This is a genomic window from Paracerasibacillus soli (genome assembly GCF_042432965.1).
In the GTDB taxonomy this organism is placed as follows: Bacteria; Bacillota; Bacilli; order Bacillales; family Amphibacillaceae; genus Paracerasibacillus; species Paracerasibacillus soli.
The window spans coordinates 79,004-95,196 of record NZ_JBHLWL010000040.1 but is presented as its reverse complement, the minus strand read 5'-3'; the positions used below and the strand labels follow the sequence as shown (position 1 = coordinate 95,196).

Sequence of the window (16,193 nt, the reverse complement as noted above, 5' to 3'; positions counted from 1 at the left end):
ATCATGTTAACGAATAAAACGGCTTTAGTTACCGGTGCATCCCGTGGTATTGGGCGAGCTATAGCACTTGAACTAGCAAAGCAAGGCGCAAATGTTGTTGTTAATTTCTCTGGAAATAAGGAAAAAGCTTCTGCTGTTGTAGAAGAAATAAAAAAACTTGGTTGTAAAGCTTTAGCTATTCAAGCAAATGTAGCGGATGAAGATTCTGTTAAAGAGATGATCAAAACAACTATTTCCGAATTTGGTTCACTTGATATCTTAGTTAATAATGCTGGCATTACAAAAGATAATTTACTCATGAGAATGAAAGTAGAGGATTTTGAAGACGTAATTGATATCAATTTAAAAGGGGTATTTATTTGTACAAAAGCTGTGACTAGGCAGATGATGAAGCAACGTGCAGGTAAAATTATTAATGTAGCTTCTATTGTCGGAGTAAGCGGAAATCCAGGTCAAGCAAACTATGTTGCCGCAAAGGCTGGGGTTATTGGCCTTACGAAAACAACTGCAAAGGAACTAGCATCTCGCAATATTTTGGTAAATGCAATTGCGCCAGGTTTTATTGCTACTGATATGACAGATGCGCTTACTGATGAACAAAAAGAAAGTATGCTTCAAATGATTCCACTTTCTAGACTCGGTGAACCTGGGGACATTGCAAAAGTTGTTCGTTTTTTGGCCTCAGATGACGCAAATTATATAACAGGACAAACGATCCATATTGACGGTGGTATGGTAATGTGAATTTAAAATAGAAATTTATATTGGAATTGTTTATACTACTTGAAGGGAGGTGAACAAGAATGGCAGACGTATTTGAAAGAGTAAAAAACATTATTGTAGACAAACTAGAAGTGGAAGAAGATAAAGTAACATTAGAAGCTTCATTTCGTGACGATTTAGAAGCGGATTCACTTGATGTTGTTGAATTAGTAATGGAACTTGAAGATGAATTTGATATGGAAATCGCTGATGAGGAAGCTGAACAAATTAATACTGTCGGCGATGCTGTTAATTACATAAACAGTAAACAAGCTTAGTTTCTATGTCCCACATACGTCAGCAGATTTAAAGACAGAATGTCCTGTTGAAACGTTTATTTATGGTGAAACGAGCTATAATGTGTGAAAGTCTCGTCAAGTGCGAGACTTTCCAATGATGATAACCATTGGGGTGATAAAAATATGGATATAAAACAGCTTGAAAAGGAACTTGGATTAACATTCACGAATGAGTCTTTACTTATCCAGGCATTTACACATTCATCCTATGTGAATGAGCATCGGAAAGAAGCATTTTCGGATAACGAGCGCTTGGAATTTTTAGGCGATGCAGTATTGGAGTTAGGAGTGTCACAATACTTATATCGTAAAAAGCCAAACATGCCAGAAGGTGAGTTAACAAAGCTGCGTGCAGCGGTAGTTTGTGAATCCTCCTTGGAAGTGTTTGCGCGACGTTTAAACCTAGGCCATTATTTGTTGCTAGGTAAAGGGGAAGAACAGACAGGTGGTCGGGAAAGGCCTGCCATTTTGGCCGATGTATTTGAATCACTTTTAGGAGCGTTGTATTTGGATAAAGGATATGAAGCTGTTCTCTCTTTCTTAGAAAAATATGTGTTTCCGAAAATCTCAACAGGTGCTTTTTCGCATGCGATGGATTATAAAAGTCAATTACAGGAAATTGTACAAAGACATAAACATTATTCGATTGAATATCAAATTGTTGATGAAAAGGGACCTTCGCACAATCGTGAATTTGTTGCGGAAGTGGTTCTAAACGGTGAAGTATTTGGTTCAGGATCTGGGAAGACGAAAAAAGAAGCAGAGCAATTGGCTGCCAAATCTGCTATAACATTATTCCAAAACTAAGTAATTGCTCAAACAGGCAATCTCATGACAAGAATGTATGAAACATTCTGCTACAGTCGAGATTGCCTGTTTGTTCTAGAACAGTAATTTTAGTACGCGTTAATTCTTTCTTATTAATCTTAATTCGTCAAGAAAGGCCTGTGTATCAGCTGCGCTTAAACGACCTTGTCTTATTACCATATCATATAGAAATTTTAATTGATCATATTTATTTATATCATAGTCTTCAGGATCAAATAAAGCCCTATTTGCAACACGAAAATGGTCTGCTAATTGATCTAATATCTTTGTCATATTGTCAATTGTTGGATTATCTAAATTCATAAGGCACCTCAATTTATTTTAATATATGTAATGCAAAAACGGTTGTTTTACTTCCTCCCTTCTTTTGATACTGTCTTTATGATAAAATATATGCATTAAATTGCAACTGTTTTTATGAATAAAATTATAGTAATTTGTAAATATGAATAGAACATACTCTGTTTACATGATATCGAGGAGAATGTAAATATGTTTTTAAAACGTTTAGAAAGTGTCGGCTTTAAATCATTTGCCGAGCGAATAAGTGTAGAGTTTGTACCAGGAGTTACAGCTGTTGTTGGCCCTAATGGTAGTGGAAAAAGTAATATTACGGATGCCATTCGCTGGGTTTTAGGTGAACAGTCTGCTCGTTCTTTACGTGGATCAAAAATGGAAGATATAATTTTTCAAGGTAGTGATACAAGGAAGCGTTTGAATGTCGCAGAAGTAACTTTAACTTTAGATAATAGTAAACAGATTTTGCCATTAGATTATGCTGAGATAAGTGTTACAAGACGTGTATACCGCTCTGGGGAAAGTGAGTTTTACATAAATAAGCAGCCTTGTAGATTAAAAGATATTGTTGATTTATTTATGGATTCTGGTCTTGGTCGCGAAGCATTTTCTATTATTAGCCAAGGAAAAGTAGAAGAAATTTTAAGCTCAAAGGCTGAAGATAGAAGGACTATATTTGAAGAGGCGGCTGGAGTTCTAAAATATAAACAAAGAAAAAAGAAAGCAGAATTTAAGTTAATGGAAACGGGTGAGAACTTAAACCGGGTGGAAGATATTATCCACGAAATTGAGCAACAAATTATGCCACTGGAAAAACAAGCTGAAACAGCTAAAAAGTATCTCCATTTAAAAGATGAACTAAAAGGAAATGAAATATCATTATTAATAACGGAAATTGAACAGCTACATGTGGAGTGGAAAGCACTGCACGATGAAATTGAATCTCAACGGATGAAAGATATTCAGTTAAAAACAATGATTCAAAGCAAGCAAGCAGATATTGAACAAAAAAAGCAGGGACTTACTACGCTAGATGAAGAGGTTGAACGTTTTCAAAGCCAATTATTAGATGTTACGCAACGTTTGGAACAATACGAAGGTAAAAAGCGTGTATTTAATGAAAGACTGAAGCATTTTACTGAAAACAAACAAAAACTTGCATCTCAAAAAGCTAATTTGGATAGTCGTATCAAAGAATTGAAAATGGACTTATCAAAGGAAACGGCGGAACTAAATCAGTTAGTACAACAGCGAAAGACAACGAATGAGCAAGTAAAGAGCCTCGAAATGAAATTAAAGATGGATCAAGCTGATTTAGAGGAAAAGATAGAAGATTTAAAAGCGGAGTATATCGAGTATTTAAATGAGCAAGCAGCCAAGCGAAATGAGAAGCAATCTATCCTTCAACAATTAAATCAGACGATGGCAAGAACAGATCGGCAACATGATCGATATCAAGATTTATTATCTGAGGTAGATACATTAAATAAACGGAAACTAATAGAGGAAAAGGAATTACATGAAGCAGAAAAACGTTATGCAGTAAAAGAAGAAACTATCCAACGATTAAAAGCAGAACATATAGTAGAAAAACAAAAGTACGAAGAACATAGGGAAAAACTTTATCAAGGATATCAAATTATTGAAAAGTTAAAATCAAAAAAAGAAATGCTAGAGGATATGAAAGAGGATTATCAAGGTTTTTTCCAAGGAGTAAAGGCTGTCTTAAAAGCAAGGGAAGATGGAGGATTAGACGACATCTATGGTGCAGTTGTTGAATTGATTGATGTTCCAACTTCATATATTACTGCTTTTGAAACAATTTTAGGTGGACAAGCACAACATATTGTGGTGCAACATAGTGAAGCTGCGAGAAAAGCAATTCAGTGGCTAAAAAGAACGAATCAAGGAAGAGCAACTTTTCTACCGTTACAGTCGATTCAGCCACGCTTCATTACCCAGGATTTATTAAGTAAAATAAAGCAACATGCTGGTTTTGTTGGCGTAGCTTCCGACTTAATTACAACGGATGTTAAGTATAAAAAAGCTGTGCAACATTTGATGGGGCATGTACTTATTGCAAAAAACCTTAAAGATGCAAATGAGATAGCAGAACTGGCGATGCATCGTTATCGTATTGTGACGTTGGATGGAGATGTTGTAAATCCTGGTGGTTCCATGACTGGGGGAGCGCAAAGAAAAACAAGTCAATCTTTATTTACACGTGATAAAGAATTAAAAAATACAACGAAGAAATATGATGAATATGTATTAAAAGTAGAACACTTTGAAAAAACAGTAGCCAATCTAAAAAATCATGTGGCAGAAATAAATACTGAATTAGACAAACTAGAAGGTGAAGTCTATAGAGATTATCAACTACTACAACAAAAAACAACTGTTGTAAATGAAATAGAGACGAAAGAGGCAACATTAAAAGATAATTTAACAATATATACGCAAGAAAAAGCGCAATATACGGATGAAAAAGTACGTCTCACTACTCGCGATAAAGATTTGACGAATCAGTTAGAAAACCTCGAGCAACAAATTAAGCAAATTCAGGTACAAATAGAGGATTTCACAAAACAACAAGTAGCATTTAAAGAAAGTAAAGAAAAGTTACAAAATGAATGTAATAAAATGAAAATCTTATTAGCGGAACAAGATGAACGTATTAAATATCAACGTGAAAAGTCGAATGCGACTCTCAATCAACGAGAAGATTTGGAGAAGCAGTATGCGTTATGTACAAAAGAATTAAGAGAACTTATGGAAATGAAAGATGCAGAGCTAACTGAAGATGAAATTGTCAGTAAGATAGCACAAATGAAACAGAAGAAAGAGGAACTTATCGATATCATTCAGCAAAAACGTTCAGAAAGAGTGGAACAGACAAAACGCATGCAAGATGAAGAAAGGGAATTAAACGAAGAAACAAAACAACATCGTAAGCATATTGAAATGATCCAACAAAAAGAGTTGAAACAAACACGATTAGATGTTGATTTAGAAAACAGATTACAACATCTACAAGATGAATACACAATCACATATGAAAGAGCAGCAGACACGTATGAAAAAGTCGCTGACGTTTCAAATGCCAAAGATATTGTCAAACAATTAAAGGGAAAAATTGATGCGTTAGGTACTGTAAACATTGGTGCGATTGATGAATTTGAGCGTATATCTGAGCGCTATGAATTTTTGACAAGTCAACGAACTGATTTACTTCAGGCAAAACAGACATTATTTGATGTTATCGCAGAAATGGATACAGAAATGGAAAAACTTTTTGAAGAGACATTTACACATATAAAAGACGAGTTTTCAGTTGTTTTCAAAGAATTATTTGGTGGTGGAAGAGCTGAGTTAAAACTTACTAATCCGACGCATTTACTTGATACGGGGGTAGAGATTATTGCACAGCCTCCTGGGAAAAAACTACAACATCTAGGGCTTTTATCTGGCGGTGAAAGAGCATTAACTGCTATTGCATTACTATTTGCTATTTTACGCGTTAGACCCGTTCCATTTTGTGTGCTAGATGAAGTTGAAGCTGCTTTAGACGAGGCGAATGTTGTACGTTTTGCGAAATATTTAAAAATGCACCGTGATAGCACGCAATTTATTGTAATTACACACCGTAAAGGTACAATGGAAGAGGCAGATGTATTATACGGTGTTACAATGCAAGAATCTGGTGTTTCAAGGCTTGTATCCGTTCGGCTTGAAGAAACGAAAGAATTAGTTAACGCATAGGGAGGTATGGAACTCATGAGTTTTTTTAATAAGTTAAAAGAAAAGTTTACCCAAAAAGATCAAGAAGAAGTATCAACAAAATATAAAGAAGGTATGGAAAAAACACGTCAAACATTCTCAAGTAGAATTAATGATTTAATTGCACGTTATAGAAAAGTGGATGAAGATTTTTTTGAAGAATTAGAAGAAGTATTAATTACTGCCGATGTCGGTGTTATGACGGTAATGGATTTAATTGATGAACTTAAAATGGAAGTAAAGCGACAAAATATTAAAGACTCACAGGAAATGAAAGATGTAATTTCAGAAAAACTTGTGCAAATTTATTATGGCGACAGCGAAGAGCAATTAGAGGGCTTAAATATTGTAGATGATGGATTAACTGTCGTCCTCGTAGTTGGTGTAAATGGTGTAGGTAAAACGACATCTATAGGTAAACTTGCTCATCAATTAAAGAATGAAGGAAAAAAAGTAGTCTTAGCTGCTGGGGATACTTTTCGGGCAGGTGCGATTGAGCAATTAGAAGTATGGGGTGAACGTACTGGAGTAGATGTCATCAAACAAAGCGAAGGAAGCGACCCAGCTGCGGTTATATTTGATGGCATTAAAGCAGCGAAAACTAGAAATGCGGATATTTTAATTTGTGATACCGCCGGAAGGTTACAAAATAAAGTGAATTTAATGAATGAGTTAACGAAAGTAAAACGTGTCATAGAACGTGAAATACCAGGAGCGCCACATGAGGTTTTACTTGTGTTAGATGCGACTACAGGTCAAAATGCATTGAGCCAGGCAAAAACCTTTTCAGATGCAACCGATGTAACCGGAATTGTTTTAACAAAATTAGATGGAACAGCAAAAGGCGGAATTGTCTTAGCAATTCGCCATGAATTAAATATTCCTGTAAAATATGTTGGTTTAGGAGAAAAAGTAGAAGATTTGCAACAATTTGATGCGCAAGCATTTGTATATGGTTTGTTTGCCGATATGGTGGATCAAAAGGACGCAGAATAGAATTGTTGTATTTATGATCAATATGTAGTAACTTTTATCCAATTTTTATAGGAGGAGCCAATATATAGATCTGGATGTAAGACTTCCACTTCAGAATTCGACGGGATTTTTGAATGGCAGTAGAAGCAATAGTTAGTAAAATCTTGTTTTGTATAACAAAAATCTAGAGGAGAATTGCGAAATTCCACACAGAGTGAAGTTTCTTTATTGGTGAGAAAGTGGAGTAATTAATCTTGACAGCATTTCCATACTTTCGTTATGATGATGTAAAGGGATTTCACTTAACAAGGATGAGTATAATGTTAGATAAAACGACTAGGGTCAATTATTTATTTGATTTTTATTATGTACTTTTAACGAAAAAGCAGCGAGAGTATATGGAAATGTATTACCTAGAAGATTACTCACTAGGTGAAATATCAGAAATTCATCATGTGTCACGACAAGCTGTTTATGACAATATAAAACGAACAGAAAATATGCTTGAAACATATGAGAAAAAACTAAATCTATATAAAAAGTTTCAAGAACGGACAGAAATTATCGATGCATTACAAGAAGCAACTGCTCATAAGAAACACACTGAAATAGAACGTTTGATTGATCGATTAAAAGAATTAGATTAGGGGGTACGTTCCATGGCATTTGAAGGTTTAGCTGAACGTTTACAAAGTACCATAAAAAAAATAACGGGAAAAGGTAAAGTTTCAGAGCAAGATGTAAAGGAAATGACACGAGAAGTTCGCCTTGCCCTACTCGAAGCTGACGTAAACTTTCGAGTAGTAAAAGATCTTATTAACCGGATTAAAGAACGTGCAATTGGACAGGAAGTAATGGAGAGCCTAACGCCTGGGCAACAGGTAATCAAAGTTGTACAGGATGAATTAACAAATTTGATGGGGAAAGAGCAGAGTCGAATTGCTGTAGCAGATCGCCCTCCAACTGTCATTATGATGGTTGGTCTACAAGGGGCCGGTAAAACGACCACAAGTGGAAAATTAGCGAACTTGTTGCGGAAAAGTTACAATCGAACTCCGATGCTTGTCGCTTGTGATATTTATCGTCCAGCTGCAATCAACCAGTTACAAACACTAGGTAAACAACTTGATATGCCTGTATTTTCAATGGGAACAGATGAAAGTCCTGTGACTATCGCTAAAAATGCGATTGAACAGGCAAAAGAAAATCATCAAGATTATGTCATTATTGATACGGCAGGTCGGCTTCATGTTGATCAAGATTTAATGCAAGAACTTCATGATATTAAAACGGAAGTGAAACCAGACGAAGTATTTTTAGTCGTTGATGCGATGACAGGACAAGATGCTGTTAATGTTGCAGAAAGCTTTAATGAACAACTTGATATTACGGGAGTTGTTTTAACGAAACTTGACGGGGATACTCGTGGTGGTGCAGCGTTGTCAATTAAAGCTGTAACTGGCAAACCAATTAAATTTGCCGGTATGGGAGAGAAATTGGATGAATTGGAAGCTTTCCATCCGGACCGTATGGCATCCCGTATACTTGGTATGGGTGATGTTTTAACGCTAATTGAAAAGGCACAAACTGCAGTCGATGAGAAACAAGCAAAAGCGATGGAAGAGAAAATGCGTACGATGTCGTTTACATTCGATGATTTTCTTGAGCAAATGGGTCAAGTAAGAAAAATGGGTCCGTTAGAAGACTTATTATCGATGATTCCAGGCGCTGGTAAAATGAAAGGTTTAAAAAATGTGCAAATTGACGAGAAGCAGATTTCGCATATTGAAGCGATTGTTCAGTCAATGACAAAGGAAGAAAGACAACAACCGGAAATGATGAATGCAAGTAGGAAAAAACGTATTGCAAATGGATCTGGTACGTCAGTTTCGCAAGTTAACCGCTTGTTAAAACAGTTTGATGAAATGAAAAAGATGATGAAGCAAATGACCAATATGCAAAAAGGAAAAAAGGGTAAAGGAATGAAATTTCCATTCATGTAATGTAAAAACACTTTACAGGCTTATCTATTTCTGATAGAATTTAAAACTGTGATAACTAATCAGATGGAGGTGCAAGAAAATGGCAGTTAAAATCCGCTTAAAACGTATGGGGTCTAAAAGAAATCCTTTTTATCGTATTGTTGTAGCTGACTCACGTTCACCACGTGATGGACGTTCTATTGAACAAATTGGAACTTATAACCCAGTTGTAGATCCAGTTGAAATTAAAATAGATGAGGAAAAAGCTTTAAAATGGATGACTAACGGCGCGCAGCCTAGTGATACAGTACGTAACTTATTCTCAAAACAAGGCATCATGAAAAAATTCCACGACCAAAAAAACGAAAAGTAGTGTGATATCATGAAAGCCCTCATTGAATCAATTGTAACACCTTTAGTTGACTATCCGGAAGACATTGTTGTGAAGGAAACAGAAGAAGAGACAAAAATTGTTTATCATCTTACTGTGAATGAACAAGATGTTGGAAAAGTCATCGGAAAGAATGGACGAATTGCAAAAGCAGTCCGAACAATTGTTTACGCGGCTAAGTCAGATGTGAGAAAAAGAATCTATTTAGACATCATGTAGGGAGAGGGGAATTACCCTTTCCCTTTTCCATATATGTATGTTTATTAGGAGTGTAAAAGCCTTGAAAATTATTAAAAAAGTTCAAGTGAGGCAAATCCTTACAAATGATAGTAAAGAAAAGTTAAAGACAACATTTCAACATAATAAAATGCAGCTTGAACAAGAGTGTCAACAATTGTTATTTGAGCAAAGGAAATTGCAGAATAGAACAGGTTTGTCGAAGCAAGACATTCAAACACGTTTTCAACAAGAAATCCAATCACGTAAAGATAAAATTAAACTTGTAGACTTTAAATTAGAACAACTGGATATGCTGGAGATAGGTAGTGAAATTGTTGAAGGAGAAGTTGAAGCTCTTGTTGAAGTTCAAAAAGGTATGCATTGGGAAGAAATGATGAAAGAGCAGGCAATTATCATTAAAAATGGGATTGTTCAACGGATAGATGAATAGTAGGTGATGAGATGAATAAGATGTTTAATGTTGGAAAAATAATCAATACACACGGAATACGTGGCGAAGTAAAAGTAAAGCGAATTACAGACTTTGCTGAACGATTTTCAGTTGGGAATACGTTACATGTTGATATGAATGGACAGATCAAACAAGTAGAAATTGATGGCTATCGTGTACATAAGGGATTTGATCTACTTCATTTTGCCGGATATGACAATATTAACGATGTGGAAAAATGGAAAGGTGCAATACTAAAAATTTCGGATGACCAACTAACCGATCTTGAAGAGGACGAATATTATTTCCATGAAATAATTGGTTGTGAAGTATATACGAATGATGATGTGTATTTAGGGGTAATCACAGAGATTTTAACACCAGGAGCTAATGATGTTTGGGTTGTGCGACGTGTAAATGAAGGAAAAGATGTATTAATACCTTATATTGAACAAGTTGTAAAAACCGTAGATATTTCTAACAAAAAAGTGACCATTGAATTAATGGAAGGATTGTTAGATTAATGCATATTGATATATTAACATTATTCCCCGAAATGTTTGCAGGTGTTTTGAATCAATCTATTTTGCATAAAGCTGCAGAAAAAGATGTGTTTACCTATAATCTTGTAAACTTCCGAGAGTTTACGGAAAACAAGCATCATAAAGTAGATGATTATCCGTATGGTGGTGGAGCAGGAATGGTGTTGACACCACAACCGGTTTTTGATGCAGTAGATTCGTTAACACATGATATAACTACAAAACCGAGAGTTATTTTACTATGTCCACAAGGGGAAACATATACACAAAAGAAAGCAGAAGAGCTTGCAAAAGAAGAACACCTCATTTTTATATGTGGACATTATGAAGGATACGATGAACGAATAAGACAACATCTTGTAACAGATGAAATTTCAATTGGAGATTTTATTTTAACGGGTGGGGAACTTGGTGCGATGGTAGTAATGGACAGTATCATCAGGCTTCTTCCAGGGGCACTAGGTAATCAAGAATCAGCACCACAGGACTCTTTTTCTACTGGATTACTTGAACATCCACATTATACAAGACCAGCTGATTTTCGTGGGTGGAAAGTGCCGGATGTCTTATTGTCAGGGAATCATGCAAAAATCGCAACTTGGCGAAAGCGTGAATCTCTAAAACGGACATTTGAACGACGTCAGGAATTACTCGACCAGTACGAACTAACAGACGAAGAAAAGAAATGGTTACACGAATGGAAAGATTAAGAATTACTTTTTTATCATGATGAAGAAAAAACGAAGATACAGTTGAACTTATCTTAACAGTATGGTATATTTATTTTTGTGCTTAAGTGATTACTTAAGCCCTATATCACGATGTTCCGCTGTCACGCTAGATGAGATAAGAACATTGGTTGGAAGGAGTGAAGCATGGTGCAAAATTTAATTGCAGAAATTACAAAAGACCAGCTTCGTACAGATCATCCTGATTTCCGTCCTGGAGATACAGTGAAAGTTCACGTTAAAGTTGTTGAAGGTACTCGTGAACGTATCCAAGTATTTGAAGGTGTTGTAATTAAACGACAAAATGGCGGAATCAGTGAAACATTTACAGTAAGAAAAATTTCTTATGGTGTAGGTGTTGAACGTACATTCCCAGTACATTCACCTCGAGTGGATAAAGTTGAGGTTGTTCGTCGTGGGTCAGTACGTCGTGCTAAACTTTACTATCTACGTAATTTACGTGGTAAAGCTGCGCGTATTAAAGAACGTCGCTCTTAATGACATTTGTATCAAACAAAGAGCAGCCTAACAAATGAACATAATTGAGAAGGAGCTTGGCAGCATGATGCAGGCTCCTTTTCTGTTGATTCCAACATAATAGATGGTCTGCAAAGTGAGTGAAATGGAATTCCAACGCAGTGCAAACCAGTCCTTTATATGGCGATATAGTAGTAGCTTGTTTTAAAATATAGTATGATGGAATGAATAGAGATAGGCAGCACGTAGGTTTGGATAATTAGATAATATTGTACCATCGTTAATTGTAAAAAAGCAGTGGAGGTTTCCTATGAATAAACAGAAAAATGGTTGGTTAGATTGGATTAAAGCGTTACTTATCGCCTTAGGTCTAGCCTTTATTGTACGAACATTCTTTTTTACTCCTATTATTGTAGACGGACCATCCATGTTACCGACGTTGCATGACCGTGACCAAATGATTGTAAATAAATTTTCATATCGAATTTCCGAACCTAAACGGTTTGATATCGTTGTGTTTCATGCTTCTGAACAGAAGGATTTTATTAAACGTGTAATTGGCCTTCCGGGTGAACACATTGCTTTTAAAGATGATGTGTTATATGTGAATGGAAAAGAAATTGATGAGGATTTCCTGCATAGTAATAGTGTGTTACAACCCTTTACAGAAGACTTTACGCTCGAGGAATTGCCAGGTAATTTTGAAACAGTCCCCGATGACTATTATTTAGTATTAGGGGATAATCGCGAAAATTCCGTTGATAGTCGTTCGTTGGGCCTGATACCAAAGGAACAAATTGTTGGTAAAACTAGTATCATTTACTGGCCGATGAATCGGATGAAAGTGTTAGGAGAGTAGGTAAGATGACAATACAGTGGTTTCCTGGCCATATGGCAAAAGCAAGGAGAGAAATAGAAGAAAAACTAAAACTAGTTGATTTCGTTGTAGAATTGGTTGATGCACGAGTACCCTTATCATCACAAAACCCAATGTTACAACAAGTTATCAAGCAAAAGGCCAAAATGATTGTACTTATGAAAAAAGACTTGGCAGATCAAAATGAAACAGATAAATGGATTGAATACTTTCAAATGCAAGGAAATAAAGCAATTGCAGTTGATGTAAACAATAAAGCAGATATTCAGAAGGTAATCCAACTAGCTAAAGAGCTTGGACAGAAGAAAATGGCGCAATTAAAAGCAAAGGGAATTCAACCACGTCCATCTCGTGCGATGATTGTAGGTATACCAAATGTAGGAAAATCCACTTTAATTAATCGACTAGTAAATAAGAAAATTGCCAAAACCGGTGATCGGCCAGGGATTACGAAGCATCAAGCGTGGATTAAAGTAAGGGGAGATTTTGAATTATTAGATACACCAGGGATTTTATGGCCCAAATTTGATGATGAAATAGTAGGTTATCGATTAGCGACAATCGGAACAATAAAAGATACGATTCTTTCGCTACAAGATATTGCTGCTTTTGCCCTCAAATTTCTCCAAAACAAATATCCACAAAGTGCATTAGAACGGTATGGTATTCAACCGGATATGGATGATATGTGGGATGTATTCGTACGAATAGGCAAAAAGTTTGGCGCTTTGGAAAGTGGTGGACATGTAAATTTTGACAAAGTAGCTGAAATAATTTTACAAGATTTGCGAGTTGGTCGTCTTGGAAGTGTGACTTTGGAAAGTGCACCATCGCACTTGTAATATTTCATGTAATGAGGTTGAGACAAAACGAAAGGGTCAGGCCCCTCGACTACTATAATTAGTATGTAATGATAGTTTTTTTGCTGATTATTGTAGCTAAACGAGTTGGCCATACCTTTATGTCCCGGCCTCATTTTCATTTTAAAAACTTAAATTTTATACGTATCAACCGATATAGTAATCAAAGAGCAGGTGGATAAAATGCAAGATAAAACAATAGCGGAAATTAAACAATTGATTAAAGAAGAGATGATAACGGATTCCACACTAAAATTGTTGAAAAATGATAAAAGAAAAGGGGTACAACAACTTCTTAAAGTATACGAGAAGAAGCAACTACAACATCAACAATTAATAACACAATTTCAACAAATGAGCGTGTATGAGAAAAGGTATCAGCAATTAGGGTATCAACATATTGCGGGTATAGATGAGGCTGGTAGGGGGCCGTTAGCAGGTCCTGTAGTAGCTGCTGCTGTTATTTTACCACCGTCATTTGAGTTACTTGGATTGAATGATTCCAAACAACTCAATGAACAGACGAGATTGCGTTTCTTTCATATTATAAAAGAGCATGCCATTAGTTACGGTGTAGGAATTGTTGATAATGAGCAAATTGACAGGATAAATATTTATGAGGCGACAAAAAATGCGATGCTTCTTGCGATGGAACAACTTTCCCCAACACCAGATTTCGTTTTAATTGATGCTGTGCCATTACATAATAGTAAATATCCATTTATGGCTATGGATAAAGGTGACCAAAAAAGTGTATCAATTGCAGCAGCAAGTATACTAGCAAAAGTGACAAGGGATCAATTGATGAAACAACTACATGAACAATACCCTGTTTATCAATTTGATCGTAATATGGGCTATGGAACGAAAGGACACATGGATGCATTAAGCGAATACGGTCCAACCGATTTTCATCGCAAATCATTCGCACCAGTAAAAAATTGTATTTCAAATAAAAATAGTCATGTATAGTAAAGACCTTCGTATTGAAACATACTAATAAGTTTTTAGGATTATTGATGTTCTTTATAGGGATAATTTGAGATTTTCCTAGTTATCCCCGAGTATCAACAATCAGTATAAGCCCGATTCTTTCACCCCTCTCAGTTGATTGAAGTATTACTTTATGATTCAGTCTCATGTAATGGGCGGGAAAATAGGGCCTTAACATTATATACGAGGAGGGAGAATGTTGGGGTTAAATAAAATTTTTAATCAACCGATGCAAAAGGCTGGTATGCATGTAGAGCGCTCTTTACTACCAGGACAGATTATACGCGGGAATATATTGAAGATTTATCCGAAAAATCAAGCCCTAATTCAACTTGGGACAACTCAATTACATGCTCAATTAGAAGTTGCTTTATCTGTAGGTAAAAACTATATTTTTCAAGTGAAAGAAAATGACCCTCACGTACATTTACAAGTGGTGACGGAGCAGTCCAATCAATCAAATCCCCGTAATATGACGAATCTATTCAATCAATTAGGAATGAAAGATACGGAGCATGCAACTAGATTTGTTAATTTATTGTTTGCTCACCATATTCCATTTAAGAAAGAGGAAGTTACAAAAGCACTCTCTATATTGGAAGGATCAAAAGGTAAACAAGTTGCGCAACAGGTTCTAATAGAAATGTTTCAAAAGAGATTGCCATTTACTCCCTCCGTTTTTCAAGCAATGCTTAGCCAGCATGGAGAAGTATCTTTAACGCAACAAATTGAAGACTTGCTATCATTTTTGTCGCATGCAAAGATCGAGTCTGCAATTTCGGAAAAGTTGGTTGGGCAGTTACAAGACTTACGCACCAATAGTCAATATGGGCAGTATGCCACTCATAATAAAGCGTATTTCTTAGATGCTATACGGCAAACTATCCAATTATTAGGCCTATCTTATGAACAGAACTTATCGGAAAAAATGGTACCTCAACAAAATATTAAAACATTGCTGTTGCAGTTAATCCAACAAAACGAAGGAAAAGCAATTCAGCAACATGCACAAAATTTTTTGCATATTATTCATGGATTACAACTTCAATCAGTTCAAGATTCAAATGGATTTTTTCAGTCCTATCTTACAATTCCAGGTGAAAAATTAGGCTTACATCAAGATGTGAATTTGAAATTCGAAAGTCCAGAAACATCCGAGGGAAAAATGAATGAGGATTATTGTCGAATATTTTTTGATTTGGAATTACAAGCTTTAAAAAAAACGCTAATAGATATGAAAGTACAAAAAAGGACAGTTACGATAACCGTATATAATCAAACAGAAAATATGAAGCAAGTTTTCCAACCATTGGAATTATCTTTAAAGAAAAGGTTAGAAAAGTTAGATTATCAATTATCTAATATAACCTACAAACGACTTTCGGATAAAGGTGAAAAGGCCATAAAAGAAATAAAAAGTACTACATATCGAGGGGTTGATTTTAAAATATGAAAAAGCTACAAAAAGCTGTTGCCTTAACATACAACAAGGAAAAAGATCATGCTCCTAAAGTAACAGCGAGTGGGAAGGGGCTAATTGCGGATAACATGATTAAATTAGCAAACAACGAAAATATTCCCATTATGCAGGATACATCTCTCGTTAATCTATTAGTCGAATTAAATATAAATAAAACGATTCCACCAGATTTATATGAGGCGGTGGCGGAGGTGTTTGCTTTCATTTATGAGGCAGATAAAATAAAAAAATAGAATAATTCTATGAATTGTT

The 16,193-nt window shown here is 35.6% G+C and carries 19 protein-coding genes; 18 read left to right on the top strand and 1 reads right to left on the bottom strand.

All coding sequences use genetic code 11. From position 1 onward, the window contains the following. The first annotated feature begins 3 nt into the window (after positions 1–3). The 3 genes from fabG to rnc all read left to right on the top strand — a co-directional run bounded on the left by fabG (position 4) and on the right by rnc (position 1,868). Positions 4–744 (top strand): 3-oxoacyl-[acyl-carrier-protein] reductase, encoded by a 741-nt coding sequence (fabG, locus tag ACFFIS_RS11590; protein WP_390187642.1) that lies wholly within the window; start codon positions 4–6, stop codon positions 742–744. Positions 745–803: 59 nt separating this feature from the next. Further along, complete coding sequence (locus tag ACFFIS_RS11585) at positions 804–1,040, top strand: acyl carrier protein (protein WP_320378895.1); 237 nt, start codon at positions 804–806, stop codon at positions 1,038–1,040. Positions 1,041–1,184: 144 nt separating this feature from the next. Beyond that, entirely contained in the window at positions 1,185–1,868 is a 684-nt protein-coding gene (gene rnc, locus ACFFIS_RS11580) for a ribonuclease III (protein WP_390187641.1), read from the top strand. 99 nt (positions 1,869–1,967) lie between these two features. Here rnc and ACFFIS_RS11575 read toward each other — a convergent pair whose 3' ends face one another. Beyond that, the gene (locus ACFFIS_RS11575) at positions 1,968–2,192 is read right to left on the bottom strand and encodes a DUF1128 domain-containing protein (protein WP_390187639.1); all 225 of its coding nucleotides are present in this window, start codon (positions 2,190–2,192) and stop codon (positions 1,968–1,970) included. A 189-nt stretch (positions 2,193–2,381) separates the two neighbouring features. Here ACFFIS_RS11575 and smc point away from each other — a divergent pair, with 189 nt between their 5' ends. The 15 genes from smc to ACFFIS_RS11500 all read left to right on the top strand — a co-directional run bounded on the left by smc (position 2,382) and on the right by ACFFIS_RS11500 (position 16,174). Next, positions 2,382–5,948 carry a chromosome segregation protein SMC gene (gene smc, locus ACFFIS_RS11570; protein ID WP_390187638.1) on the top strand — a complete coding sequence of 1,189 codons (3,567 nt, stop codon included), beginning with the start codon at positions 2,382–2,384 and terminating at the stop codon, positions 5,946–5,948. 15 nt (positions 5,949–5,963) lie between these two features. Further along, positions 5,964–6,962 carry a signal recognition particle-docking protein FtsY gene (gene ftsY / locus ACFFIS_RS11565; RefSeq protein ID WP_390187637.1) on the top strand — a complete coding sequence of 333 codons (999 nt, stop codon included), beginning with the start codon at positions 5,964–5,966 and terminating at the stop codon, positions 6,960–6,962. Between the two features lie 299 nt (positions 6,963–7,261). Next, positions 7,262–7,588, top strand: a complete 327-nt coding sequence (locus ACFFIS_RS11560) for a putative DNA-binding protein (RefSeq protein ID WP_390187636.1) — start codon at positions 7,262–7,264, stop codon at positions 7,586–7,588. Positions 7,589–7,600: 12 nt separating this feature from the next. Further along, a complete protein-coding gene (ffh, locus tag ACFFIS_RS11555) occupies positions 7,601–8,944 on the top strand; it encodes a signal recognition particle protein (protein WP_390187635.1) in 1,344 nt (447 codons plus the stop codon). Positions 8,945–9,023: 79 nt separating this feature from the next. Next, positions 9,024–9,296, top strand: coding sequence for a 30S ribosomal protein S16 (gene rpsP / locus ACFFIS_RS11550; RefSeq protein WP_390187634.1), 273 nt, complete (start codon positions 9,024–9,026; stop codon positions 9,294–9,296). A 9-nt stretch (positions 9,297–9,305) separates the two neighbouring features. Beyond that, complete coding sequence (locus ACFFIS_RS11545) at positions 9,306–9,533, top strand: KH domain-containing protein (protein WP_320378900.1); 228 nt, start codon at positions 9,306–9,308, stop codon at positions 9,531–9,533. Between the two features lie 61 nt (positions 9,534–9,594). Further along, positions 9,595–9,984: a YlqD family protein gene (locus ACFFIS_RS11540; protein WP_390187633.1), complete on the top strand. Its 390-nt coding sequence runs from the start codon at positions 9,595–9,597 to the stop codon at positions 9,982–9,984. 11 nt (positions 9,985–9,995) lie between these two features. Beyond that, positions 9,996–10,508 carry a ribosome maturation factor RimM gene (rimM, locus tag ACFFIS_RS11535; RefSeq protein WP_390187632.1) on the top strand — a complete coding sequence of 171 codons (513 nt, stop codon included), beginning with the start codon at positions 9,996–9,998 and terminating at the stop codon, positions 10,506–10,508. Beyond that, positions 10,508–11,236, top strand: a complete 729-nt coding sequence (gene trmD / locus ACFFIS_RS11530) for a tRNA (guanosine(37)-N1)-methyltransferase TrmD (protein WP_390187631.1) — start codon at positions 10,508–10,510, stop codon at positions 11,234–11,236. The genes rimM and trmD overlap by 1 nt, the downstream gene beginning before the upstream one ends. Before the next feature lie 168 nt (positions 11,237–11,404). Further along, positions 11,405–11,752: a 50S ribosomal protein L19 gene (gene rplS / locus ACFFIS_RS11525; RefSeq protein ID WP_320378901.1), complete on the top strand. Its 348-nt coding sequence runs from the start codon at positions 11,405–11,407 to the stop codon at positions 11,750–11,752. 289 nt (positions 11,753–12,041) lie between these two features. Next, positions 12,042–12,590, top strand: coding sequence for a signal peptidase I (lepB, locus tag ACFFIS_RS11520; protein WP_320378902.1), 549 nt, complete (start codon positions 12,042–12,044; stop codon positions 12,588–12,590). Positions 12,591–12,595: 5 nt separating this feature from the next. Next, positions 12,596–13,450 (top strand): ribosome biogenesis GTPase YlqF, encoded by an 855-nt coding sequence (gene ylqF, locus ACFFIS_RS11515; protein ID WP_320378903.1) that lies wholly within the window; start codon positions 12,596–12,598, stop codon positions 13,448–13,450. 201 nt (positions 13,451–13,651) lie between these two features. Further along, a complete protein-coding gene (rnhB, locus tag ACFFIS_RS11510; RefSeq protein ID WP_320378904.1) occupies positions 13,652–14,440 on the top strand; it encodes a ribonuclease HII in 789 nt (262 codons plus the stop codon). Between the two features lie 220 nt (positions 14,441–14,660). Then, entirely contained in the window at positions 14,661–15,914 is a 1,254-nt protein-coding gene (locus tag ACFFIS_RS11505; RefSeq protein WP_320378905.1) for a hypothetical protein, read from the top strand. Next, a complete protein-coding gene (locus ACFFIS_RS11500) occupies positions 15,911–16,174 on the top strand; it encodes an EscU/YscU/HrcU family type III secretion system export apparatus switch protein (protein ID WP_320378906.1) in 264 nt (87 codons plus the stop codon). The genes ACFFIS_RS11505 and ACFFIS_RS11500 overlap by 4 nt, the downstream gene beginning before the upstream one ends. Positions 16,175–16,193 lie beyond the last annotated feature (19 nt).

Excerpts from the sequence above, each read along its gene's own strand:
- rnhB (WP_320378904.1), top strand. The coding sequence starts at position 13,652 with ATGCAAGATAAAACAATAGCGGAAATTAAACAATTGATTAAAGAAGAG.
- ylqF (WP_320378903.1), top strand. The coding sequence starts at position 12,596 with ATGACAATACAGTGGTTTCCTGGCCATATGGCAAAAGCAAGGAGAGAA.
- rpsP (WP_390187634.1), top strand. The coding sequence starts at position 9,024 with ATGGCAGTTAAAATCCGCTTAAAACGTATGGGGTCTAAAAGAAATCCT.
- ACFFIS_RS11575 (WP_390187639.1), bottom strand. The coding sequence starts at position 2,192 with ATGAATTTAGATAATCCAACAATTGACAATATGACAAAGATATTAGAT.
- rnc (WP_390187641.1), top strand. The coding sequence starts at position 1,185 with ATGGATATAAAACAGCTTGAAAAGGAACTTGGATTAACATTCACGAAT.
- rimM (WP_390187632.1), top strand. The coding sequence starts at position 9,996 with ATGAATAAGATGTTTAATGTTGGAAAAATAATCAATACACACGGAATA.
- ftsY (WP_390187637.1), top strand. The coding sequence starts at position 5,964 with ATGAGTTTTTTTAATAAGTTAAAAGAAAAGTTTACCCAAAAAGATCAA.
- ACFFIS_RS11585 (WP_320378895.1), top strand. The coding sequence starts at position 804 with ATGGCAGACGTATTTGAAAGAGTAAAAAACATTATTGTAGACAAACTA.
- fabG (WP_390187642.1), top strand. The coding sequence starts at position 4 with ATGTTAACGAATAAAACGGCTTTAGTTACCGGTGCATCCCGTGGTATT.
- trmD (WP_390187631.1), top strand. The coding sequence starts at position 10,508 with ATGCATATTGATATATTAACATTATTCCCCGAAATGTTTGCAGGTGTT.
- ACFFIS_RS11500 (WP_320378906.1), top strand. The coding sequence starts at position 15,911 with ATGAAAAAGCTACAAAAAGCTGTTGCCTTAACATACAACAAGGAAAAA.
- ffh (WP_390187635.1), top strand. The coding sequence starts at position 7,601 with ATGGCATTTGAAGGTTTAGCTGAACGTTTACAAAGTACCATAAAAAAA.
- smc (WP_390187638.1), top strand. The coding sequence starts at position 2,382 with ATGTTTTTAAAACGTTTAGAAAGTGTCGGCTTTAAATCATTTGCCGAG.
- ACFFIS_RS11560 (WP_390187636.1), top strand. The coding sequence starts at position 7,262 with ATGTTAGATAAAACGACTAGGGTCAATTATTTATTTGATTTTTATTAT.
- ACFFIS_RS11545 (WP_320378900.1), top strand. The coding sequence starts at position 9,306 with ATGAAAGCCCTCATTGAATCAATTGTAACACCTTTAGTTGACTATCCG.
- lepB (WP_320378902.1), top strand. The coding sequence starts at position 12,042 with ATGAATAAACAGAAAAATGGTTGGTTAGATTGGATTAAAGCGTTACTT.